At 69.5% G+C, this 23,042-nt stretch carries 16 protein-coding genes and 2 rRNA genes (1 of these 18 only partly in view); 15 read left to right on the top strand and 3 right to left on the bottom strand.

What is annotated here, in order from left to right; all coding sequences use genetic code 11:
• Together N6H00_RS16420 and rrf are read left to right on the top strand one after the other, a co-directional pair.
• Positions 1-953 (top strand): 23S ribosomal RNA (locus N6H00_RS16420) (it extends 2,167 nt beyond the left edge of the window).
• Between the two features lie 71 nt (positions 954-1,024).
• Positions 1,025-1,141 (top strand): 5S ribosomal RNA (gene rrf, locus N6H00_RS16415).
• Between the two features lie 293 nt (positions 1,142-1,434).
• On the opposite strand, the gene N6H00_RS16410 is transcribed toward rrf, so the two are convergent.
• Entirely contained in the window at positions 1,435-2,703 is a 1,269-nt protein-coding gene (locus N6H00_RS16410; protein ID WP_268972459.1) for a hypothetical protein, read from the bottom strand.
• A 149-nt stretch (positions 2,704-2,852) separates the two neighbouring features.
• Here N6H00_RS16410 and mtnA point away from each other — a divergent pair, with 149 nt between their 5' ends.
• From mtnA to N6H00_RS16350, 12 genes are all read left to right on the top strand, one after another.
• On the top strand, positions 2,853-4,010 hold the full coding sequence (gene mtnA / locus N6H00_RS16405; protein WP_268972458.1) for an S-methyl-5-thioribose-1-phosphate isomerase: 1,158 nt from the start codon (positions 2,853-2,855) through the stop codon (positions 4,008-4,010).
• Positions 4,007-4,684, top strand: a complete 678-nt coding sequence (gene mtrA / locus N6H00_RS16400) for a two-component system response regulator MtrA (protein ID WP_014061181.1) — start codon at positions 4,007-4,009, stop codon at positions 4,682-4,684. The genes mtnA and mtrA overlap by 4 nt, the downstream gene beginning before the upstream one ends.
• A gap of 1 nt (position 4,685) precedes the next feature.
• The gene (gene mtrB, locus N6H00_RS16395) at positions 4,686-6,740 is read left to right on the top strand and encodes an MtrAB system histidine kinase MtrB (protein ID WP_443072966.1); all 2,055 of its coding nucleotides are present in this window, start codon (positions 4,686-4,688) and stop codon (positions 6,738-6,740) included.
• Positions 6,730-8,607 carry an LpqB family beta-propeller domain-containing protein gene (locus N6H00_RS16390; RefSeq protein ID WP_268972454.1) on the top strand — a complete coding sequence of 626 codons (1,878 nt, stop codon included), beginning with the start codon at positions 6,730-6,732 and terminating at the stop codon, positions 8,605-8,607. The genes mtrB and N6H00_RS16390 overlap by 11 nt, the downstream gene beginning before the upstream one ends.
• Positions 8,608-9,048: 441 nt before the next feature.
• Positions 9,049-9,954, top strand: coding sequence for a hypothetical protein (locus N6H00_RS16385; RefSeq protein ID WP_268972453.1), 906 nt, complete (start codon positions 9,049-9,051; stop codon positions 9,952-9,954).
• Between the two features lie 42 nt (positions 9,955-9,996).
• On the top strand, positions 9,997-10,881 hold the full coding sequence (locus N6H00_RS16380; RefSeq protein WP_268972452.1) for an amidohydrolase family protein: 885 nt from the start codon (positions 9,997-9,999) through the stop codon (positions 10,879-10,881).
• Positions 10,882-10,886: 5 nt separating this feature from the next.
• Positions 10,887-11,975, top strand: a complete 1,089-nt coding sequence (locus N6H00_RS16375; RefSeq protein WP_268972451.1) for an ABC transporter substrate-binding protein — start codon at positions 10,887-10,889, stop codon at positions 11,973-11,975.
• 88 nt (positions 11,976-12,063) lie between these two features.
• Positions 12,064-13,791, top strand: a complete 1,728-nt coding sequence (locus tag N6H00_RS16370) for an ABC transporter permease (RefSeq protein WP_268972450.1) — start codon at positions 12,064-12,066, stop codon at positions 13,789-13,791.
• A 6-nt stretch (positions 13,792-13,797) separates the two neighbouring features.
• Positions 13,798-14,952 (top strand): ABC transporter ATP-binding protein, encoded by a 1,155-nt coding sequence (locus N6H00_RS16365; protein ID WP_268972449.1) that lies wholly within the window; start codon positions 13,798-13,800, stop codon positions 14,950-14,952.
• A gap of 97 nt (positions 14,953-15,049) precedes the next feature.
• Complete coding sequence (locus N6H00_RS16360) at positions 15,050-15,868, top strand: ComF family protein (RefSeq protein WP_268972448.1); 819 nt, start codon at positions 15,050-15,052, stop codon at positions 15,866-15,868.
• 316 nt (positions 15,869-16,184) lie between these two features.
• Positions 16,185-16,874 carry a ribosome hibernation-promoting factor, HPF/YfiA family gene (hpf, locus tag N6H00_RS16355; protein WP_268972447.1) on the top strand — a complete coding sequence of 230 codons (690 nt, stop codon included), beginning with the start codon at positions 16,185-16,187 and terminating at the stop codon, positions 16,872-16,874.
• A gap of 234 nt (positions 16,875-17,108) precedes the next feature.
• Complete coding sequence (locus N6H00_RS16350; RefSeq protein WP_268972446.1) at positions 17,109-17,855, top strand: response regulator; 747 nt, start codon at positions 17,109-17,111, stop codon at positions 17,853-17,855.
• 164 nt (positions 17,856-18,019) lie between these two features.
• Here N6H00_RS16350 and N6H00_RS16345 read toward each other — a convergent pair whose 3' ends face one another.
• Both N6H00_RS16345 and N6H00_RS16340 read right to left on the bottom strand, forming a co-directional pair.
• Positions 18,020-19,207 (bottom strand): winged helix-turn-helix domain-containing protein, encoded by a 1,188-nt coding sequence (locus tag N6H00_RS16345; protein ID WP_268972445.1) that lies wholly within the window; start codon positions 19,205-19,207, stop codon positions 18,020-18,022.
• A 60-nt stretch (positions 19,208-19,267) separates the two neighbouring features.
• A complete protein-coding gene (locus N6H00_RS16340; protein WP_268972444.1) occupies positions 19,268-19,915 on the bottom strand; it encodes a GNAT family N-acetyltransferase in 648 nt (215 codons plus the stop codon).
• A 242-nt stretch (positions 19,916-20,157) separates the two neighbouring features.
• On the opposite strand from N6H00_RS16340, the gene secA reads away from it, so the two are divergent.
• Entirely contained in the window at positions 20,158-23,022 is a 2,865-nt protein-coding gene (gene secA / locus N6H00_RS16335; RefSeq protein ID WP_268972442.1) for a preprotein translocase subunit SecA, read from the top strand.
• Positions 23,023-23,042: the final 20 nt, after the last annotated feature.

Here is a 23,042-nt window from a genome sequence, read left to right as displayed (position 1 = left end):
CGGGTAAGTTCCGACCTGCACGAATGGCGTAACGACTTCTCGACTGTCTCAACCATAGGCCCGGTGAAATTGCACTACGAGTAAAGATGCTCGTTTCGCGCAGCAGGACGGAAAGACCCCGGGACCTTTACTACAGCTTGATATTGGTGTTCGGTTCGGCTTGTGTAGGATAGGTGGGAGACTGTGAAGCCGCAACGCCAGTTGTGGTGGAGTCGTTGTTGAAATACCACTCTGGTCGTGCTGGATGTCTAACCTGGGTCCGTGATCCGGATCAGGGACAGTGTCTGGTGGGTAGTTTAACTGGGGCGGTTGCCTCCTAAAGGGTAACGGAGGCGCCCAAAGGTTCCCTCAGCCTGGTTGGCAATCAGGTGTTGAGTGTAAGTGCACAAGGGAGCTTGACTGTGAGACCGACGGGTCGAGCAGGGACGAAAGTCGGGACTAGTGATCCGGCGGTGGCTTGTGGAAGCGCCGTCGCTCAACGGATAAAAGGTACCCCGGGGATAACAGGCTGATCTTCCCCAAGAGTCCATATCGACGGGATGGTTTGGCACCTCGATGTCGGCTCGTCGCATCCTGGGGCTGGAGTCGGTCCCAAGGGTTGGGCTGTTCGCCCATTAAAGCGGTACGCGAGCTGGGTTTAGAACGTCGTGAGACAGTTCGGTCCCTATCCGCTGTGCGCGTAGGAGTCTTGAGAAGGGCTGTCCCTAGTACGAGAGGACCGGGACGGACGAACCTCTGGTGTGCCAGTTGTTCTGCCAAGGGCATGGCTGGTTGGCTACGTTCGGGAGGGATAACCGCTGAAAGCATCTAAGCGGGAAGCCTGCTTCGAGATGAGGGCTCCCACCTCCTTGAGGGGTTAAGGCTCCCAGTAGACGACTGGGTTGATAGGCCAGATATGGAAGCCGGGTGACCGGTGGAGTTGACTGGTACTAATAGGCCGAGGGCTTGTCCTCAGTTGCTCGCGTCCACTGTGTTGGTTCTGAAGTAATGAACCGTGTTGTTTCCGGTTTTATCTTCATAGTGTTTCGGTGGTCATAGCGTTAGGGAAACGCCCGGTTACATTCCGAACCCGGAAGCTAAGCCTTTCAGCGCCGATGGTACTGCAGGGGGGACCCTGTGGGAGAGTAGGACGCCGCCGAACAATTTTTAGCCTCGGTCCCGAGCATATTGTGCTCGGGGCCGAGGCATTTTTGCGTTCCCATTCGATCGGATGTTCCACCGGATCGAGTGAAAAGGCATCAGCGCCCTGGCGTGGCGAGGGGGAGGGCGCGCAGAGTTGTCAGTGAGGCGGTCCGGTGGGCCCGTTGACGTCTGGTCAACAGGCCCTGGGCTGTGCCGAACGGGCGATGGGGGAGGTGATGGCCCGTGATGGTGACGACTCGTGTGGTGAGGGCCCGTAGGGTGACACCCCGTTCGTCCCCGTGTGTGGTGCCGTCAGTTGCCGGACGTGGAGCCGACGGTCGGCTGGTCCGTGCCGTGGCCTTCCGGATGGTCTCCCCGCATCCCCGCGGCGCGGGCGAGCTCGAGGTCGAGCGCCTCACGCCGGATGCGCTGGTCCATGTAGAGAAGGGCCGTCACACCCGCGCTGATCGGGAAGGTGATGGTCGAGCTGATCGCCCCGCCGACACCGACCACGGCCAGGAAGGTCCAGCTGACGGAGACGGATTCACCGGACAGCCAGTCCATGGCGTTGTCCCCGCCGATCAGCATGGCGACAAGACTGGTGGGAATCTCCACGATGGCGCCGACGACGAAGACCAGGACGACGGCCAGCAGTTGAACGCCGAAGACGCGCCCCCACGCACCGCGCACCAGTTTGGAGGAGCGTCGCAGGGATGGGATGATCCCCTGCTTCTCCAGCATCAGCGCGGCCGGTGCGAGGCTGAAGCGGATCCAGAGCCACGCGGCGACACCTGCTCCGGCGAGTCCGCCCAGAGAGGCGAGTGCGGCGCCCTCGCTGGGCACGCCCGCCGCTGCCAGCAGCAGACCCGGCGTCATACCGGCGGCGATGACAGCCATGGCGATGGCGGGGACCAGAAGCAGGAGCCCGCACAGCTGAAGCAGGTACGGCCGGGCGCCGGCCCAGGCCTCCCCGATGGTCACGGATCGGCCCAGCACCGCCCGTGCGGCGACCACGGTCATCAGGGCCGTGGTGACGATCGTTCCGAGGACGCCCAGCAGCAGGGCGACTCCGCTGTCTCCGAAGGCGTTGCCGACGGCGCGCATCGCCTCGCTGACGGTGACGTCCCGTTCGTCGAGGACATGGGTCTCGTTCCCGTGGGCCTTGTTGAACCAGAGTCCCGTGGCGGCCGTGATCAGACCCTGGATGACGATCGAGACGGCGAGCGAGATGCCGAGGACCGTGCGCCAGTGGGCGCGCATGATGCCCACCGCGCCGTCCAGGATCTCGCTGACGGCCAGCGGGCGCAGGGGGATGACACCGGGTCGGGGAGCGGGCGGCTGACGCCGGCCGGTGCTCCATCCGCCGGTGGGCGCCGCGGGCCGGGTCGGCGGCGGTGGCGTGGGGCCTCTGCCCGATACGGTCCAGTGACCGGGTGGCGGCTGGCGGGGGGCCCAGGTGGCGCCCCGGGCGGGTTGCTCCGGTGCGGGCTGGTCGGCGGGCTCGCCCTGCTGCTGAGCGCCGTGGTCCGGTTCGTCGGAAGGGGACGATCCGGGCGGGGCCCAGCCCGGAGAGTCATTCATCGTCGCTCCGTAGGTCGTTCGTTGGCCGGCCGCGGCATCCGCGGCGGACGGATGGCAGCCATCGTGCCACGGTGCGTTCTCCCCCGTACCGGCCACTGGGGACGGTCCGGCACTTCAATAGTCGGTGGCGTACAGGGCAGACTGGGCGGATGGCTGATCAGCATCCGCTGTCCCCGGAAGGCCCCATACCTCCCGCTGTTTTGGCGCTGCGCTGGGAGGAACCCCCGGAGGGGCCCGTATTGGTACTCCTCGACCAGACCCGGCTGCCCGCCGAAGAGGTCGACCTGGTGTGCACCGATGTGCCGGCGCTGGTGGAGGCGATCCGCTCCCTCGCCGTGCGTGGCGCCCCGCTGCTCGGCATCGCCGGGGCATACGGTGTCGCGCTCGCCGCGGCCCGGGGTTTCGATGTGGACGAGGCCGCCGACGCGCTCGCCCATGCCCGTCCCACGGCCGTCAACCTCGCCTATGGCGTTCGCCGGGCCGCCGCCGCGTACCAGGCCGCGATCCGGGAGGACGCGGACGATGCGCAGGCCGCCGCGGCCGCCCTCGCCGAGGCCCGTGCCCTGCACCGGGAGGATGCCGAGGCCAGCGACCGCATGGCGGCCCACGGTCAGGCGCTCCTCGAGGAGTTGCTGCCGGCCGGCGGCCATCGGATCCTCACCCACTGCAACACCGGCGCCCTGGTCTCCGGGGGTGAGGGCACCGCCCTCGCCGTGGTCAAGGCGGTGCACCGGGCGGGACAGCTGCGACGGCTCTGGGTGGACGAGACCCGACCCCTGCTCCAGGGGGCGCGGTTGACCGCGTATGAGGCGGCGCGCGCCGGTATGGCGTACACGCTGCTCACCGACAACGCGGCGGGCTCCCTGTTCGCGGCGGGGGAGGTGGACGCGGTGCTGATCGGGGCGGACCGGATCGCCGCGGACGGCTCGGTGGCCAACAAGGTGGGCAGCTATCCGCTCGCTGTGCTGGCTCGCTATCACCATGTGCCGTTCGTGGTGGTCGCCCCGACCACCACGGTGGACCCGGCCACTCCCCATGGAGCCGCGATCGAGGTCGAACAGCGCCCCGGACATGAGGTGACAGACATCACAATTCCGTATGTTCCCGCCGTTGGACATGTGGCGGGCACCGGAGTGCCGGTGGCTCCCCTGGGGACACAGGCCTACAATCCGGCTTTCGACGTCACACCACCGGAGTTGGTGACGGCGATCGTCACCGAGCACGGGGTGGTCTCGCCGGTCACCGCGGACGGTATCGCCGAGCTGTGCTCCAGGTCACGATCGGGTAATGGGATGATGTCGACATGAAGGGACGCGTCCTTGTCGTCGACGACGACACCGCACTGGCAGAGATGCTCGGCATTGTGCTGCGCGGCGAAGGCTTTGAACCGTCGTTCGTGTCGGACGGCGACAAGGCTCTTGCCGCCTTCCGTGAGACCAAGCCCGATCTGGTGCTGCTCGATTTGATGCTGCCCGGACGGGACGGCATCGAGGTCTGCCGGCTGATCCGGGCCGAGTCAGGGGTGCCCATCGTCATGCTCACGGCCAAGAGTGACACGGTCGACGTGGTGGTCGGGCTCGAGTCCGGGGCGGATGACTACATCGTCAAGCCGTTCAAGCCCAAGGAGCTGGTGGCCCGGATCAGGGCGCGGCTGAGGCGTTCCGAGGAGCCGGCGCCGGAGCAGCTCGCGATCGGCGATCTGGTGATCGACGTGGCGGGGCACTCGGTGAAGCGGGACGGGCAGTCGATAGCGCTGACGCCGCTGGAGTTCGACCTTCTGGTGGCGCTGGCCCGTAAGCCGTGGCAGGTGTTCACCCGGGAGGTGCTGCTGGAGCAGGTGTGGGGCTATCGGCACGCTGCCGACACCCGGCTGGTGAATGTGCATGTGCAGCGACTGCGGTCGAAGGTCGAGAAGGACCCGGAGCGGCCGGAGATCGTGGTGACCGTGCGCGGTGTCGGCTACAAGGCCGGGCCCAGCTGAGATGACGGGTGGCGGTACGGCGCCGCAGCCCGGTGGGCCGGGAGGCGGGGCTCCGGAGGGTGCCCGGATGGGGCGGCCCGACCCGGCGGGTGAGATACCGCTGCTGCGCAGGTTGTGGAGCGGTGGGCATCTGCTGCCCGACGGGGCGTCCGGAGGGCCGGCCCATCCGTTGGTCCGGTTGTTCGGCCGGTGGGTGCGCCGTCCGCTGGTGCCCGCTGCCCGGCTGTGGCGGCGGAACATCCAGCTGCGGGTGGTCGCCACCACGCTGCTGATGTCGCTCGGCGTGGTGCTGCTGCTGGGGCTGGTGGTCATCGGGCAGGTGCGCAACGGTCTGCTGGACGCCAAGCGCCATGCGGCGCAGGGGCAGGCCGTCGGTGGGTTCGAGGTGGCCGAGCAGATGGCCGACCGCAAGAGCGATGCCGGTGGTCAGGACGGTGCGGGGGCCGGCGCCCAGGATTCCGGTTCCTGGCTGAACGCGCTGGTGGAGCAGCTCGCCAGCGGCGGCAAGGGCGCGTACTCGGTGGTGGCGCTCAGCTCCGACTCGGGTGAGACGCCGTATGTGGCCAGCCGGGGGCCGCGGGCCTCCGGCGATGTGCAGCCGGACAGTGTGCCCGCGGATCTGCGCCGGCGGGTGGACGAGGGGCGGACCGCGCCGTACGAGCGGTACGGGCGGATCGTGCACGCGGGCTCCGGCGATTCCGAGTCCGCGTTGATCATCGGCAAGCGTCTGGACGACAACAACGGCGACGCCTACCAGCTCTACTACCTCTTTCCGTTCACCCAGGAGGAGAAGTCGCTGAGCCTGGTGAAGGGCACTTTGGCCACGGCCGGGGTGTTCGTGGTGGTGCTGCTCGGCGCCATCGCCTGGGTGGTGGTCCGGCAGGTCGTGACGCCCGTAAGGATGGCGGCGGGGATCTCGGAGCGGCTGGCGGCCGGTCTGCTCCAGGAGCGGATGAAGGTCACCGGGGAGGACGACATCGCCCGTCTCGGCGAGTCGTTCAACAAGATGGCGCAGAACCTCCAGCTCAAGATCCAGCAGCTGGAGGAGCTCTCCCGGATGCAGCGCCGCTTCGTCTCCGATGTCTCCCATGAGCTGCGCACCCCGCTGACGACCGTAAGGATGGCGGCGGACGTCATCCATGAGGCGCGTGAGGACTTCGATCCGATCACCGCGCGCTCCGCCGAGCTGCTGTGGGGCCAGGTCGACCGCTTCGAGTCGCTGCTCAGCGATCTGCTGGAGATCAGCCGGTTCGACGCGGGTGCGGCCGCGCTGGAGGCTGAGCCGATCGATCTGCGGGATGTGGTGCACCGGGTGGTGGACGGTGCCGAGCCGCTCGCCGAGGCCAAGGGCACCCGGATTCTGGTGCGGGGCGCCGAGGCGCCGGTGGTCGCGGAGGCGGACCCCCGTCGCGTCGAGCGGGTGTTGCGCAATCTGGTGGTCAACGCCGTGGAGCACGGTGAGGGCCGCGATGTGGTCGTGCGGCTCGCGGCGGCGGGCGGTGCGGTGGCCGTGGCGGTGCGGGACTACGGCGTGGGGCTCAAGCCCGGTGAGGCGACCCGGGTGTTCAACCGCTTCTGGCGGGCCGATCCGGCCCGTGCGCGCACCACTGGCGGCACCGGTCTGGGGCTGTCGATCGCGGTGGAGGACGCGCGGCTGCACGGCGGCTGGCTACAGGCGTGGGGCGAGCCCGGTGGCGGTTCGCAGTTCCGCCTGACGCTGCCGCGTACGGCGGGCGATGTGCTGCGCGGTTCGCCGATCCCGCTGGAGCCCGAGGACTCCCGGCGCAACCGCCGGCCGGCTGACGTCGAGGCCCCGCGGCCCCTGGCGGAGCGGTCGGCGGCAGCGGTTCCCGCGCAGCCGCGGTCCGCGCTGCCGTCCGCCGACGCCGCGGCGCAGGCGCCGTCGTCGGCCGGTCCGACGGCGCTGCCGGGCAATGGGTCGCGGGTGGTGCGCGGCGCCCCGGAGACGCCGTCCGACGGGCCGTCGGGCGGCCGGGCGCCGTCCGCCCGGCAGACGACACCGACCGAAGGGGAGGGCCGACCTCGTGGGCACTGATCGTGGCGACCGTCACCGTTTCCGCCGCCGGGTGCGCCGGCCGGGCCGCCGGGCCCTGAGCACGCCCACGCTGCTGGCCTGTGGCGCCCTGCTGCTGTCGGGCTGCGCCTCGATGCCCGACAGCGGCGATGTGCGGCGGGTGGACTCCTCACCGCGCTCCGACGCCGATGCGCAGGTCCGGGTGTACGGGGTGAGTCCGGGTAAGGGTGAGCAGCCCGCTGAGCTGGTCTCCGGCTTCCTGGAGGCCACCACGAGCGACGAGGAGAACTTCGGCACGGCGAAGGAGTACCTGACCAAGAGCGCGGCCAAGCGGTGGCAGCCGTTCGCGGCCACCACCGTGCTGGAGCAGGCGCCGGACGTCCGGGTCGAGACGGACCCGGGCGACCGGGATGGCAACGGTAAGACGGTCGTGCTGTCGGGCAAGCGGATCGCGGTCGTGGACGACACGCACGCCTACAAGCCCGATGAGCAGCCGTACGAGGAGCGCATCCACCTCACCCTGAGCGGTTCGGAGTGGCGGATCGACGGGCCGCCCCGGGGGCTGATCCTCGGCGAGTCCGACTTCCAGCGCATCTATCGCTCGGTCAACAAGTACTACTTCGCCGATCCGGGCCCGGATGCCGAGGAGTCGAAGGTCGCGAACCACGTTCTGGTGGCCGATCCGGTCTATGTGCGGCGCCGGATCGACCCGGTCACCGCGACCGTCAAGGCGCTGCTGGACGGTCCGACGGGGTGGCTGGAGCCGGTGGTCAGCAGCTCCTTCCCGAGCGGTACGGCGCTCGGGAGCCGGGGCGAGCGGCTGTCGCTGGACGACTCGAAGGCGCTGAAGGTCCGGCTGAGCGACCGGGCGGCGGGCGTCAGCGGGGCGCGCTGTGCCCGGATGGCGGCGCAGACGCTGTTCACGGTCCAGGATCTGGGTGAGGGGTCGTCCCAGGTCAGCGGGGTGCGTCTGGAGCGGCAGAACGGCTCGGAGCTGTGCGCCCTCTCCAGGGACGCGGCGCGTGCGTATGCCCCGGAGGGAGTCGAGGGCCATCCGCTGCACCAGTATTTCGTGGACTCCCAGCACCGGATGGTCCGGCTGACCGACGACGAGGACCGGCCACAGCCCGTTCCGGGGCCGTTCGGTGCCGATGACGCGGGTCTGGGCCTGGTGGCGGTCTCCCGTGACGAGCGGCACGCGGCCGGGGTCACGGCCGACGGCCAGTCGCTGTACGTCACCGAGCTGGCGTCCGACGCCGAGCGCGGCAAGGTGCGGCTGCGCAGCCAGGGCGGCAGCGTGGCGCACGGCCTGACGGCGCCGAGCTGGGACGGTCTGGGCGGGTTGTGGGTGGCCGACCGGGATCCGCAGCGGCCGCGGCTGCTGCGGCTGCGGGACGGTACCGGGCCGGTGGACGAGGTGGAGCTGCCGAAGCTCGGCGGTGGCCGGATCACGGCGCTGCGGGTGTCCGCGGACGGTTCCAGGATCGCGATGCTGGTCGAGCGGTCCGGCCACAGCACGCTGCGGCTCGGCCGGATCGAGCGGCGGGGCACGGCGGCCGACCCGAAGCTGTCGGTGCGGGCGTTGCAGGCGATCGCGCCGAAGCTGGAGGACGTCGACACCTTCTCCTGGGCGGGCGACAGCAGGCTGGTGGTCGCGGGCCGGGAGTCGGACGGGGTGCAGCAGCTCCAGTACGTGGAGACGGACGGTTCCCCGGCGAACGTCCCGGAGGTGCCGGGGCCGAACGGTGTGCAGTCGATCGGCGCCTCGGAGGACCAGACCCGGCCGCTGATCGCCGAGACCAGGGAGAACGGCATCGTGCGGCTGCTGCCGAACACCGACTGGAAGACCGTGGACCAGGACGGTACGGCTCCGGTCTACCCGGGTTAGGCGGGGGTCGCTTCCCGACGCGAGGGGCGGGGCGGCGACGGGGGCCACGCGGACCGGGTCGAGGCAGGCGTGGGCGCGCGGGGGCGCGAAGCGGGCCATGATCCGGCGACCGGTGCCCATGTGACCGTGCTCGGTTCGCTGCTTGGTACAGCTTTCTTTGTATAACAATCCATGAGGTGTGGCCACCCTGTGGTCGCTTCGAGAAATCGCGTGCGCGCTCATCCGGTCTGGGCGGCTTCCCCGGTTCGGACAGGGTGCCGTTGTGGTCCGTCAGGCCAGCTGTGGGCGGCATTGTTAAACGATCTGGTGTCCAGAGGGTTGATCCAGGCGTGAATCGTGCGTACGGTGCGCCAAGACTGTTCAACGGACTGGTGTTCACCGTCGGTGGAGTGACGGCACCAGTGCACTCTCTGTATTCGTCTGTAACGCAGGAGTTGCTTCATGGCCAAAACCCTGTCCATCGCGGCGAAGTCCTACCCGCACACGGCGTTCCTCGGCGATCCCGGCTTCAGCGTCGGGGGGTACGGCATCGAGCTCGCGGCGGCCGATCCGATCTACAAGGCGTTCGCTCCGATGGTGCGTGAGCTCCGCTACGACGTCAGCGAACTCGCGATCGCGACCTTCCTTCAGGCCCACGAGGCCGGTGCCCCGATCGCACTGCTGCCGGTGGTACTGAGCGGCGACTTCCACCACCACTCCCTCACCCGTTGGCCCGGTTCGGCCGAGATCAGCCCGTCGGACCTGGCCGGCAAGCGGGTCGCTGTCCGGGCCTACAGCCAGACGACCGGCCTGTGGGTCCGCGGCATCCTGCACGAGGAGTTCGGCGTCGACGCCAAGGACGTCACCTGGGTCACCACCGAGGAGCCGCACGTCGCGAGCTACGTCGAGCCGCCGAACGTCGAACGGACGACGGGCAGGGTGCTCGACGTGCTGGAGCGCGGTGACGCCGTGGCCGCTGTGCTGGGCCCGCCGGCGCTGGACGGGGCGCAGGGACCGCTGGTGCCGATCATCCCGAACTGGCGTGAGGCCGAGGAGGCCTGGGGCGCCCGGCACGGGACGGTGCCGATCAACCACATGCTCACCGTCCGGCGGGATTTCCTGGAGGCAGAGCCGGGGACGGTTTCGGCGCTCTACCAGGCTTTCGGTGCCCAGATCGAGGCGCGTAAGGCGGCCGAGGCCGCGCCCGGTCCCCGCGTGCGCGCCCTGCGGTTCGGGGTGACCGAGGAACTCGTCGCAGGCCTCCAGACCGCGATCGACTACGCCCTCCAGCAGAACGTCATCCGTACGCCGGTCACCGCGGCCGAGCTCCTCGACGACTTCACCCGGCACCTCGGTGAGCCTGCCTGATCACACCCGCTCGCCGCGCCATCCACCAGTTCTGAGGTGCACATGCTCAACGTCGACACGCACACCCACATCATCTCGCCCGACACCGGTTCCTACCCCGCGGCTCCGCTCGGTGGCCACCGCTCCACCTGGTCCCAGGAACGGCCCACCGACATCGACGGCCTCCTGCGCCAGGCCGACGCCGCAGACATCGACCACCTCGTCGTCGTCCAGGCCTCCACGGTCTACGGGTTCGACAACAGTTACGTGGCCGATCAGCTCGCCCGGCACGCCGACCGCATCAGCGGGGTCTGCTCGGTGGACTTCCTCTCTCCGAAGGCGGTCGACGACCTCCGGCACTGGATCGACGAGCGGGGCTTCTCGGGAGTCCGCATCCGCGCCGCCGACGGGACGACGGCCGTCCCGACGCCCGGCCGCGGCCTCGACGACGAGCGCATGGCGCCGGTCTGGCAGTTCCTGTCCGACCGCCGGGTGCCGGTCTGCATCCAGATGCACGCCCAGCACGCCCCCATCCTCGCGGGGCTCCTCCAGCAGTACCCGGGCCTCACCGTGATCCTCGACCACGCGGGGCGGCCGCAGGTGGGCGACGACACGGCGCTGTACCCGAGTGCCGCCGGGGCACCCCGGCTCAGCGAGACGGGCCGGGTCTTCATCAAGCTCACGCCGCCGGCCGTGCTGCGCGCCCAGCGCGAGGCCGGATCGGCGGCGCCGGTGGTCCGTGCGCTGATCGAGGAGTTCGGCGCGGCGCACGTGATGTGGGGTTCGAACTTTCCCGCCTCGGCCGGGTCATTGGCCGAGCTGGCCGACCTCATCAGGGCGCAGCTGCCGACGCTCGACGCCACCGACCTGGAACTGATCGCGGGCGGCACCGCCGGCCGGCTGTACGGGCTCGGCCGCGGTGCGGGTCCCGGCGCCGAGGATCGGTGAGTGCCATGAACGGAGTGCGGCAACGCGCCGGTCGCCGGAGCCGCGCCGCCGTCGCGGCCGCCTTGGGCACGGTGCTCGCCCTCGTCACGGCCGCGTGCGGGGGCGGTCCTCCGCCCGCTCCGAAGGCCAAGGACCTGGACGCGCTGTACCAGGAGGCCAAGGCCGAGGGGGAGGTCGTCTGGTTCGCGCCGAAACCGGAGGCGCAGATGCGGCCGGCCATTGACGCCTTCCGGAAGAAGTACCCCGGGATCAAGGTCAAGTACACCAACAAGAAGGCTCCGGACCTCGTCACACAGCTCAATGTGGAGCAGGCCGCGGACCGCGTGAGCTTCGACGTGTCCAACGCGGGCGGGCTCACGGTGCTGCCGTCGCAGGACATGGCGGCGAAGGTGAACTGGGCCGACTACGAGGTGCCCGCCGGGCAGATCTTCGCCGACAACTTCGTCTACGTCTGGGCCGTACCGAAGGTCTGGGCGTACAACACCGACGCCGTCGCCGCCGGCGACGCGCCCGCGAGCTGGGACGACCTGCTCGATCCGCGGTGGAAAGGGGGCAAGCTCACCGTCGAGTCGCGCGGTTCCTTCATGACCGTATGGGCCCGGGACGCTTCGCTCGGCACCGACGCCGGTCTCACGTACGCCTCCCGGCTGGCCCGGCTGCGGCCCCACTACACCGAGAACACCACGCAGGCCCACACGAACATCGTCTCCGGCCAGACACCGGTCGGCACCGACCTGATCAACCTCGTGCTGGAGGACAAGGCCAAGGGCGCGCCGATCGCCGTCGCACCGGTAGGCCCCACGAACGCCAACAAGTCCTACCTGTTCGTGGCCGACGGCGCCCCGCATCCGGCGGCGGGTCGCCTGCTCACCGCCTTCCTCGCCTCCAAGGAAGGCCAATCCGCCCTGGTCGACACCTACAACTCGATCATCCCGACCAACACGGACTGCACGGACGCCGCCAAGAACCGTGTCATCGACGCCCTGTGTGACGCCGGTGTCGAGTGGTTCAGCGAAACCGACATCAAGCAGTACGAGCAGTTCTCGGCTTTCTTTCCCAAGGTCGAAGACGCCTTGGGCACCGATGTCAACTGACGGCCGTCACTGACGCACCACTGCCCGCGGCCTCCGGCCGGCAGCCGCGGGCAGTGGGCTCTTCCGCCCACCCTTGGAGACTTCAGCGATGCAGTCTGGCACCCAACTACCCGCCGGCGGGCGCCCTCACCGCCGGGACCGCGTCCTGGCCGGCGTCAACATCGCCATCGGCGCCGTCCTCGCCTACCTCGTGCTCTTTCCCCTGGGAATGCTGGTCTACAGCAGCCTCAAGGACAGCGAGTTCAAACTGCCCTTCCAGATCCCCGGATTCACGTCCGCCAACTTCACCAGGATCTTCTCTTCGGAACGCTTGGCGGAGGTCGCTCTCAATTCGCTGATCTTCGTGGTCGGCACCGTGGCCGTGGCCTTGGTCATCAGCGTCAGTCTGGCTTACCTGTTCGAACGGACCGACATCCCCGGACGCCGTTTCCTCGCGCCGAGCACGCTGGCCCCCATGGCGGTGCCGGCCGCGGTCATGGCGGTGGCCTGGGTGCTGGCGGCCAACCCCGCCAACGGCCCGATCGCCCTCGCCGTCGAGCGGATCTCCGGGTACTCGATCGACATCTACTCGCTACCGGGCATGATCATGGTGGCCGGCATCTTCGGCGTACCGGGTATGTACATCATGCTCGCGCCGACGTTCGCCCGGCTCAACCTCGAGTTCGAGGAGGCCGCGGCCACCTCGGGCGCCGGGTGGCTGACGCGAACCCGCAAGGTGGTACTGCCCCTCACCATGCCGGGGATCTCCGCGGCCAGCATGCTGCTGGTCGTCATCGCCATCGAGGAGTTCGCGATCCCGGCCATGCTCGGGATGCCGGACCAGATCTTCGTGTTCAGCAGCTACGTCCAGGCCGCGCTCCAGCCGCCGTCGGGCATACCCAACTACGGCCAGGCCAGCGCCCACGGCATTCTGCTGGTCCTGCTGTCCCTGGTGATGATCGCCGTCTACCGGCGCCAGACGCGCGAGTCGCACCGGTTCCGGGTGGTGGCGGGCAAGGGTTACCGGGCCATGCCGGTGCGGCTGGGGCGGTGGCGCATCCCGATCGTCGCCATCGTGACGCTCTACGTGCTCGTCGCGATCCTCGTGCCCATCCTGACCCTGGTCTGGACGAGCCTGACCCCGTACCTCCAGCCGATCAGCTTCGACAACCTGGGCGCGCTCAGCCTCGACAACTACACCGCGATCTTCAGCGACCCGAACCTGAGCCACGCGCTCTTCAACACCCTGGTGATCAGCTTCGTCACCGCGACGCTGACCGCCGGCTTCGCCCTCTGGCTGGCGCTGGCCTCGACGCGCGGCGGCCGTATCGGCCGGGCCCTGTTCGACCTGTCCTTCCTGGTCTTCGCCATCCCCAGCATCGTGCTGGGGGTGGCGGTGCTGTTCCTCTACCTGTACCTGCCCATCCCGGTCTACGGGACGGTCTGGATCATCATCATCGCGCTCACCACCCGCTACATCCCGCGCGGCTCGCGCATGATCCAGACGGCACTGTTGCAGCTCGACAACGGACTGGAGGAGGTGGCCCGCGTCTCCGGGGCGTCGAACAGCACCGTGCTGCGCCGGGTGATCTTCCCCCTCGCCGCTCCCGCGGTGTCGCGGACCTGGCTGTGGGTGTTCGCCAACGCGCTGGGTGAACTGCCCATCGCGCTGCTGCTGTCCAGCTCCGACAACCGGACCGTCGTGGTGCTGCTGTGGGACATGATCGGCGAAAGTGCGAATTATCCCGAGGCCAGCGCCCTCGCGGTCCTCCTGCTCTCCCTCTCGGCCGTCTCCGTCTGGTGGGTCAACCGTCGTGGCTTCCAACAACACATGTGAGGTGTCGTGACCGTGCAGAACCTCGTTGCTTCCGACCACTCCGTGGAGATCTCCGGCCTGGAGAAACGATTCCACCGCCAGCAGAACGGCGAGATGAGCCTCGCTGTCGCGGACGTCAGCTTCACCGTGCCGCGCAACAGCTTCTTCACCCTGTTGGGGCCCAGCGGGTGCGGCAAGACGACCACACTGCGCTGCCTCGCCGGACTCGAGACGGCCGACCGCGGCGAGATCTCGATGAACGGCCAGTCGGTCTTCTCCGCCGCGGCGCGCCGCGACGTCTCTCCCGAGGACCGGCCGATCGCGATGGTGCCGCAGTCCTACGGGATCTGGCCGCATATGAAGGTGTTCGACAACGCCGCGTTCCCGCTCCGGTACGGCCGCACGACCTATCCCCGGGCCGAGATCAAGCGGCGCGTCCTGGCGATGCTCGATCAGGTGGGCCTGTCGGAGTACGCCGACCGGTGGTCGACCCAGCTCAGCGGCGGCCAGCAGCAGCGGCTGGCGCTGGCCCGCGCCCTGCTGTGCGAGCCGGAGGTCCTGCTGCTGGACGAGCCACTGTCCAACCTGGACGCCAAGCTGCGCTCACAGCTGCGCGCCGAGCTGCGGTCGTTCCAGCAGAAGTTCGGCGTCACCACCATCTACGTGACGCACGACCAGGGCGAGGCCCTCGCCATGTCCGACACGATCATGGTCATGAACCGTGGCCGGATCGAGCAGATCGGATCGCCCAGCGAGATATATGACTCGCCGGCGTCACGGTTCGTGGCCGACTTCGTCGGCAGCGCCAACCTCATCCCCGGATTGGTCGAGGGGGCGGCGCGCTCCAGTGACCGTGTGGTCGACGCCAAGACGGCCATCGGCGTCGTGCGGTGCGAGCGGTTCGCCACCCCGCCCGCACCGCCCACCGCCGGCCAGGAGCTTTCCGTGTGCATCCGGCCCGAGCACATCCACGTCGCCACCGGGACACCACGGACCACGGGCCCGAACCGGTTCACGGCGCGCATCACGACCACCGAGTACCTCGGCGACCGGCAGGAGGTCGTCGTCACCGTGGGTGACGTCGTGCTCCGCGCGCACGCCGACGCGCACCTCGGTGCTCGCCCGGGGGACGAGGTGACCGTGGTCCTGGACCCGGCGTGGACGGTCGCGCTGTGGTCCTAGGCCAGGGCTAGCCGGTCGGGGGTGGTCGGTTGTCCACATGTGCGCGGTTGTCCACAGGGGGTGGCGCGAGGGCCCGGACGCCGGGACAGTGGTGTCCATGCGGGCCTGGTGGCAGGAGATCGCCGATCTGGTGCTGCCGGCCGACTGCGCCGGATGCGGTCGGCCGGGCGGCACGCTGTGTGGCCGCTGTCGTGGGGCACTGCGCGGATCCGGGGCGCGCCGGGTGGAGCCGAGCCCGGTGCCGCCGGGGCTGCCGGTGGTCCATGCGGCGGTGGATTACGTGGACGAGGCGCGGGCGGTGCTGCTCGCGCACAAGGAGCGGGGAGCCCTCAGGCTGGCGCGGCCGCTGGGCGAGGCGCTGGCGGGGGCGGTGCGGGCGGTCTGCGCCGGGGTCGGCGCAGAGCCCCGTGCGGGCTACGGCCCCGGGGCGGGCACCCGGGCGTGCGGCGCGGGGCCGGACGCGATACGCGGGGCGAGACCGGGTAGGAGACGGGGTGCCGGGGCGGGGGCGAGACCCGGCACGGGCCCGCTGCTGCTGGTGCCGGTGCCGTCGGCCCGGCGTGCGGTGGGGGCCCGGGGGCATGACCCGGCCCGGCGGATCGCGCTCGCCGCGGCGGGTGTGCTGCGTGACGGCGGGCGTCCGGCGAGGGTCCCGGCGGTGCTGCGCCAGCGGCGCCGGGTGACCGACCAGTCGGGGCTGGACGCGCGGCAGCGGCGGGCGAATGTCACGGGGGCGCTGGGGGCGGTCCCCGGCAGCGGCCGGCTGCTCGTGCAGGGCCCGGTGGTGCTGGTGGACGATCTGATGACCACGGGTGCCTCGCTCGCGGAGGCGGCGCGGGCGGTGACGGTGGCCGGTGGCCTGGTCATCGGCGCGGCCGTGGTGGCCGCACCCCTGACGCGCATCAACCGGAACTGAATACGAAGCCCCATCGTTGCAGGTGGCAAGAGCGGCAAAGCACCTGATCGGAGGTACGTGCCGGTAGGGGGTGCCGACTTCCGACCGGTCGAGCTATGTTCGGTTGTGAGGAGTGGCGGGTGCTATGACTCACTCATCCGCTTGGCGTGTTTTTGCCTGCTTTCTGGTGAAGCTTGGAAGACATGGGGTTGAGATCCTCCCCGTGGGAAGGAGGAGCTGAAAGCGCCAAGCCGGTGGCTCCGGAAGACGCCGGAGCCAAGTGCACAAGGGATGACGCTCCGATACTGACTGGAGCTACCCGGGAACGGAGTTCTGCGTGGACATCGTCGTCAAGGGCCGTAAAACTGAGGTGCCCGAGCGGTTCCGGAAGCACGTGGCCGAGAAGCTGAAGCTGGACAAGATCCAGAAGCTCGACGGCAAGGTCATCAGCCTCGACGTCGAGGTGTCCAAGGAGCACAATCCGCGGCAGTCCGACCGCGCGGACCGAGTGGAGATCACGCTCCGCTCACGCGGCCCGGTGATCCGGGCGGAGGCCGCCGCGGCCGATCCGTACGCAGCGCTGGACATGGCGGCCAGCAAGCTGGAGGCACGGATGCGGAAGCAGAATGACAAGCGCCACGCGCGCCGTGGTAACGGTCGCATTCCGGCCAGCGACGTGGCTGTCACCGTGCCCAACGCGGCGCGTATCAACGGGCATGGCGAGATCGCGCCCCAGCGCGCGACGGAGACCGTCCCCACCACCCGGATGGGCTCGCTGGAGGTGCAGGGTGAGGGCCCCCTGGTGGTCCGGGAGAAGACCCACGCCGCGGCCCCGATGACGCTCGACCAGGCTCTCTACGAGATGGAGCTGGTCGGGCACGACTTCTATCTGTTCGTCGACTCCGACACCAACCAGCCCAGCGTCGTCTACCGGCGGCATGGCTATGACTACGGGGTGATTCATCTTCAGCCGGAGGCGTTCGTCGGAGAGGCGCCCGGTGGCGCCGGCGGCGCACTCGGCGGCTGACTGAGGAATTCAGCCGAATCCAGCCTGACGAGTCCTGACAAGTGAGAGGTGCCCCGGAGCGTCTGTGCGCCCCCCGGGGCATCTCCGTGCGACCACGGCGGGACCATGACGCCGTCCGGGCATGGAATCATGGCCCAAACGGCCAACCGGCGTACCGAAAGCACCGGTTGATGCCAGACCGAGTGCACCAGAGGGTGCGGACCGCAAGGGCCATGGCCTTCAGGGGGAGGAACGATGGCGGACAGCTTCGGGCCCGTGTCCGACGCCGGTGACCACGGCGTCGGTCCGGACAGGGGCGAGCCGCGCGGCGATACGCGCAAGGAGCCGATTCGGGTCCTCGTGGTGGACGACCACGCGCTCTTCCGGCGCGGATTGGAGATCGTCCTGGCCCAGGAGGAGGACATCCAGGTCGTCGGCGAGGCGGGGGACGGGGCCGAGGCCGTGGACAAGGCGGCGGATCTTCTTCCGGACATCGTCCTGATGGATGTGCGCATGCCCAAGCGCGGGGGGATCGAGGCGTGCACCGCCATCAAGGAGGTGGCACCCAGCGCCAAGATCATCATGCTGACGATCAGCGATGAGGAAGCCGATCTCTACGACGCGATCAAGGCGGGGGCCACGGGTTATCTGCTGAAGGAGATCTCGACCGACGAGGTCTCGACCGCCATCCGGGCGGTGGCGGACGGCCAGTCCCAGATCAGCCCGTCGATGGCGGCCAAGCTCCTGACCGAGTTCAAGTCGATGATCCAGCGCACCGATGAGCGGCGGCTGGTGCCCGCGCCCCGGCTCACCGACCGTGAGCTGGAGGTGCTCAAGCTCGTGGCGACCGGGATGAACAACCGGGACATCGCCAAGGAGCTGTTCATCAGCGAGAACACCGTGAAGAACCACGTGCGCAACATCCTGGAGAAATTGCAGCTGCACTCCAGGATGGAGGCCGTGGTCTACGCGATGCGGGAGAAGATCCTCGAGATCAGGTGAGGGTGAAGCCCGGCAGCCCGGCAGCCCGGCGCCGGGAGCCGGAGCCCCGGAGGAGCCGGGCCCCGGCAGATCCTCAGCCGGGGCCGATCAAGCGACCGCTGTCGGTCAGGCGACCGCTGTCGGTCAGGCGACCGCTGTCGGTCAGGAGATCGTGACCGTTGCGGTCAGGCGACCGCCGCCGTGAGGGGGGCGGCGAGCTCCGGGCGGTCGACGCGCTCGATCCGTACGGAGTCACAGCCCACCCATTCGGCCGCCTCCCGCAGCGCCTGCGCCATGGGGGCCACGGCCTTCGGCGACTCCAGGGACACCTGCCGTGCGACCAGGGTCTTTCCCTCCCGGGCCGGATCGACCCGGCCCAGCAGCCGCCCGCCCGACAGCAGCGGCATGGCGAAGTAGCCGTGGATCCGCTTGGGCTTGGGCACATACGCCTCCAGGCGATGGGTGAAGCCGAAGATCCGCTCGGTGCGCGCCCGGTCCCATATCAGCGAGTCGAAGGGCGACAGCAGGGTCGTGCGGTGCCGACCGCGCGGCGGGTCGGCCAGGGCCTCGGGGTGCGCCCAGGCCGGTTTGTCCCAGCCCTCGACCGCCACCGGCACCAGCCCCGAGTCCGCGATCACCGCGTCCACCTGCTCGCCCTTGAGCCGGTGGTAGTCGGCGATGTCCGCCCGCGTGCCCACGCCCAGGGACTGCCCGGCCAGCCGCACCAGCCGGCGCAGGCACTCCAGGTCGTCCAGGTCGTCATGGAGCAGGGCGTCCGGCACGGCGCGCTCCGCCAGGTCGTACACCCGCTTCCAGCCGCGCCGCTCGACGCACACCACCTCGCCGAACATCAGCGCCCGCTCGACCGCGATCTTCGCCGCCGACCAGTCCCACCACGGCCCGCCGTTCTTGGCCCCGCCCAGCTCCGTGGCGGTCAGCGGGCCCTCGGCGCGCAGCTGCTTCACCACCGTCTCGTACATCCCGTCCGGCAGCTCGTGGTGCCAGTGCGGACGGGTGCGGTAGGCGCGGCGCCGGAAGGCGAAGTGCGGCCACTCCTCGATCGGCAGCACACAGGCGGCATGCGACCAGTACTCGAAGGCATGGGTGCCGTTCCAGTACGCCGACTCGACCGCCTTACGGCCGACGGCGCCCAGCCGCGCGTACGGGATCAGCTCATGTGAGCGGGCCAGCACCGAGATCGTGTCCAGCTGCACCGCGCCCAGATGGCGCAGCACGCCCCGCACCCCGCCACGCCGGTCGGGGGCGCCCAGCAGCCCTTGGGCGCGCAGCGCGATCCGGCGGGCCTCGTCGGCGGAGAGGGTGACCTCGGGGGTGCGGCGGTCCACGGCGGACCCGGCAGCGGCATTCGTCATGCGCGTCACCGTAGTGGTGACCACTGACAGTGCCGCTGACAGCACCACCCAGGCCGGACCTCAGACCGCCGACGGCGTGGTGGGGGCCCGGCCGGACGTCCCGGACGCGTCGGATGCCCCGGACGCCTCGGACGGCAGATACGGCGTCGTCGACGGCAGACCCCAGTCGGACGGCAGCAGCGCGCCCCGCCAGGCGTCCCGGCGGGTCCCGTGGTGGACGATCCGGGCGCGATCCGTTCCCTCCATCCGGAAGCCCACCCCGAGGGCGACCGCCCGCGAGCCCTCGTTCCCGGCCTCGCAGCACCACTCCAGCCGCTCCACCCCGAGCCGGGTGAACGCCCACTCGATCACGGCCCGCGCCGCCTCGCCCGTATAGCCGCGCCGCCGGTGCTCCCGCGCCGTCCAGTAGCCCAGCTCGGCCTGGCGCTCCGGGGTGCGCAGCTGGGCGAGACGCACCAGGCCCATGGCGCCGACGAGCACGCCGTCACCATGGGTGACCACCGCGAAGTCGTAGGCCACGTCGTCACGCCAGTTCTCCGGGCAGATCCGGCCGGTGAAGTCCTCCGCGTGGGCACGTTCGTACGGGGCGGGCACGGTGGTCCAGCGCTGGATGTCCGGGTCCTGACAAGCTGCGAAGACCGCGTCCGTGTCGGAGGGCCGGAAGGGCCGCAGGACCAGGCGATCAGTGGTGAGGGTGACAGGCTCCATGCGTCCCGAGTCTGCGCCGCCGTCGTCACTCACCGCGACCGGTTTCGGCGAATTGGAGGGCACCTGGGGGGCTTCTCATCCGTTGACACGGTGAGGTGACACCCGGTCCTCGTGGTGACGGACCTCCCGGCGTGCCGGGGTCTGTCTTACGATGGCCGTTGCGGCGGGGCCTGCGCCCCTTGACAATGCCGCGCCAGCGCACCCCGACCGTGCCAGGCCCGACCGGCAAGGAGCCAGCCTACGTGTCCGTCTTCAACAAGCTCATGCGTGCAGGCGAAGGAAAGATCCTGCGCAAGCTGCACCGCATCGCGGACCAGGTCAATTCCATCGAAGAGGACTTCCTGTCCCTCTCCGACGCCGAGCTGCGCGCCCTCACCGACGAGTACAAGCAGCGGTACGCCGACGGTGAGAGCCTCGACGACCTGATGCCCGAAGCGTTCGCCACGGTGCGCGAGGCGGCCAAGCGGGTGCTCGGGCAGCGTCACTACGACGTCCAGCTGATGGGCGGCGCGGCGCTGCACCTGGGCTATGTCGCCGAGATGAAGACCGGCGAGGGCAAGACCCTGGTCGGCACCCTCCCGGCGTATCTGAACGCGCTGTCGGGCAAGGGCGTCCACCTCATCACGGTCAACGACTACCTGGCCGAGCGCGACTCCGAGTGGATGGGCCGGGTGCACCGGTTCCTCGGCCTGGAGGTCGGCTGCATCCTCGCCAACATGACCCCGGCGCAGCGCCGCGAGCAGTACGCGTGCGACATCACCTACGGCACCAACAACGAATTCGGCTTCGACTATCTGCGCGACAACATGGCGTGGTCGAAGGACGAGCTGGTGCAGCGCGGCCACAACTTCGCGATCGTCGACGAGGTCGACTCGATCCTGGTGGACGAGGCCCGTACGCCGCTGATCATCTCCGGCCCGGCCGACCAGGCCACCAAGTGGTACGGCGACTTCGCCAAGCTGGTCACCCGGCTCAGCAAGGGCCAGGCCGCCGATCCCCAGAAGGGCCAGGAGGAGACCGGGGACTACGAGGTCGACGAGAAGAAGCGCACCGTCGGCATCCATGAGTCCGGTGTCACCAAGGTCGAGGACTGGCTGGGGATCGACAACCTCTACGAGTCGGTCAACACCCCGCTGGTCGGCTACCTCAACAACGCGATCAAGGCCAAGGAGCTCTTCAAGAAGGACAAGGACTACGTCGTCATGGACGGCGAAGTCATGATCGTCGACGAGCACACCGGCCGTATCCTCGCGGGCCGCCGCTACAACGAGGGCATGCACCAGGCGATCGAGGCGAAGGAAGGGGTGGAGATCAAGGACGAGAACCAGACCCTCGCCACGATCACCCTGCAGAACTTCTTCCGCCTCTACACCAAGCTCTCCGGCATGACCGGTACGGCGATGACCGAGGCCGCCGAGTTCCACCAGATCTACAAGCTCGGTGTGGTCCCGATCCCGACCCACCGCCCCGTCGCCCGGATCGACCAGTCCGACCTGATCTACCGCACCGAGGTCGCGAAGTTCGACGCGGTGGTCGAGGACATCGTCGAGAAGCACGAGAAGGGCCAGCCGATCCTGGTCGGCACCACCTCCGTGGAGAAGTCCGAGTACCTCTCCCAGCAGCTCGCCAAGCGCGGGGTGCCGCACGAGGTGCTCAACGCCAAGCAGCACGACCGGGAGGCGACGATCGTCGCCCAGGCCGGCCGTAAGGGCGCCGTCACCGTCGCGACCAACATGGCGGGCCGCGGTACCGACATCAAGCTCGGCGGCAACCCCGACGACCTCGCCGAGGCCGAGCTGCGCCAGCGCGGTCTGGACCCGGTGGAGCACGCTGAGGAGTGGGCCGCCGCGCTGCCCACCGCCCTGGAGAAGGCCGAGGCCGCGGTCAAGGCCGAGTTCGAGGAGGTCAAGGAGCTCGGCGGGCTCTATGTGCTGGGCACCGAGCGCCATGAGTCGCGCCGGATCGACAACCAGCTGCGCGGCCGCTCCGGCCGTCAGGGCGACCCCGGCGAGTCCCGCTTCTACCTCTCGCTCGGCGACGATCTGATGCGGCTGTTCAAGGCGCAGATGGTCGAGCGCGTCATGGCGATGGCCAACGTCCCGGACGACGTCCCGATCGAGAACAAGATGGTCACCCGGGCCATCGCCTCCGCCCAGTCCCAGGTCGAGCAGCAGAACTTCGAGACCCGTAAGAACGTCCTGAAGTACGACGAGGTCCTGAACCGGCAGCGCGAGGTCATCTACGCCGAGCGCCGCCGCGTCCTGGAGGGCGAGGACCTACAGGACCAGATCGGCCACTTCATGGACGACACCATCAAGGACTACGTCCAGGCGGAGACGGTCGAGGGCTTCGCGGAGGAGTGGGACCTGGACCGGCTGTGGAACGCCTTCAAGCAGCTCTACCCGGTCAAGGTGACGATCGAGGAGCTGGAGGAGGAGGCCGGCGACCGCGCCGCCATCACCGCCGAGTTCATCGAAGAGGCCATCAAGGAAGACATCCACCAGCAGTACGACGCGCGTGAGGAGCAGCTGGGCTCCGAGATCATGCGTGAGCTGGAGCGGCGGGTCGTGCTCTCCGTCCTGGACCGCAAGTGGCGCGAGCACCTCTACGAGATGGACTACCTCCAGGAGGGCATCGGGCTGCGCGCCATGGCCCAGAAGGACCCGCTGGTGGAGTACCAGCGCGAGGGCTTCGACATGTTCCAGGCCATGATGGACGGGATCAAGGAGGAGTCCGTCGGCTATCTGTTCAACCTGGAAGTCCAGGTCGAGCAGCAGGTCGAGGAGGTCCCGGTCGAGGAGTCGGAGGAGCAGGCGGCCCTCGCCGAGGATGTGCAGGACGCGGTGCCGGCGGGCGCGCCGTCGGGCGGGCCGGGCACGTCGGGATCGGGTGCGCCGGGTCGTCCCGAGATCCGCGCCAAGGGCCTGGAGGCCCCGCAGCGTCCGGACCGGCTGCACTTCTCCGCCCCGACGGTGGACGGTGAGGGCGGTGTCGTCGAGGGCGACTTCACCAACGGTGAGACGCCGCCGGCGCCCCGGTCGGAGGCCGACGGGCTGACCCGGGCGGAGCGGCGCAAGGCGCAGAAGGGGCGCCGCCGCAAGAAGTAATGCGGCGCGCACCGGGTGTG

It is taken from the genome of Streptomyces sp. S465 (genome assembly GCF_026898115.1).
GTDB lineage: Bacteria > Actinomycetota > Actinomycetes > Streptomycetales > Streptomycetaceae > Streptomyces > Streptomyces luomodiensis.
The sequence above is the reverse complement of the archived record's forward strand: the minus strand, read 5'-3'. Positions and strand labels throughout refer to the sequence as shown.

Bases quoted from the DNA above. Each gene is read 5' to 3' on its own strand.
- N6H00_RS16410 (WP_268972459.1), bottom strand. From the start codon at position 2,703: ATGAATGACTCTCCGGGCTGGGCCCCGCCCGGATCGTCCCCTTCCGAC.
- mtnA (WP_268972458.1), top strand. From the start codon at position 2,853: ATGGCTGATCAGCATCCGCTGTCCCCGGAAGGCCCCATACCTCCCGCT.
- mtrA (WP_014061181.1), top strand. From the start codon at position 4,007: ATGAAGGGACGCGTCCTTGTCGTCGACGACGACACCGCACTGGCAGAG.
- mtrB (WP_443072966.1), top strand. From the start codon at position 4,686: ATGACGGGTGGCGGTACGGCGCCGCAGCCCGGTGGGCCGGGAGGCGGG.
- N6H00_RS16385 (WP_268972453.1), top strand. From the start codon at position 9,049: ATGGCCAAAACCCTGTCCATCGCGGCGAAGTCCTACCCGCACACGGCG.
- N6H00_RS16380 (WP_268972452.1), top strand. From the start codon at position 9,997: ATGCTCAACGTCGACACGCACACCCACATCATCTCGCCCGACACCGGT.
- N6H00_RS16375 (WP_268972451.1), top strand. From the start codon at position 10,887: ATGAACGGAGTGCGGCAACGCGCCGGTCGCCGGAGCCGCGCCGCCGTC.
- N6H00_RS16370 (WP_268972450.1), top strand. From the start codon at position 12,064: ATGCAGTCTGGCACCCAACTACCCGCCGGCGGGCGCCCTCACCGCCGG.
- N6H00_RS16360 (WP_268972448.1), top strand. From the start codon at position 15,050: ATGCGGGCCTGGTGGCAGGAGATCGCCGATCTGGTGCTGCCGGCCGAC.
- N6H00_RS16350 (WP_268972446.1), top strand. From the start codon at position 17,109: ATGGCGGACAGCTTCGGGCCCGTGTCCGACGCCGGTGACCACGGCGTC.
- N6H00_RS16345 (WP_268972445.1), bottom strand. From the start codon at position 19,207: ATGACGAATGCCGCTGCCGGGTCCGCCGTGGACCGCCGCACCCCCGAG.
- N6H00_RS16340 (WP_268972444.1), bottom strand. From the start codon at position 19,915: ATGGAGCCTGTCACCCTCACCACTGATCGCCTGGTCCTGCGGCCCTTC.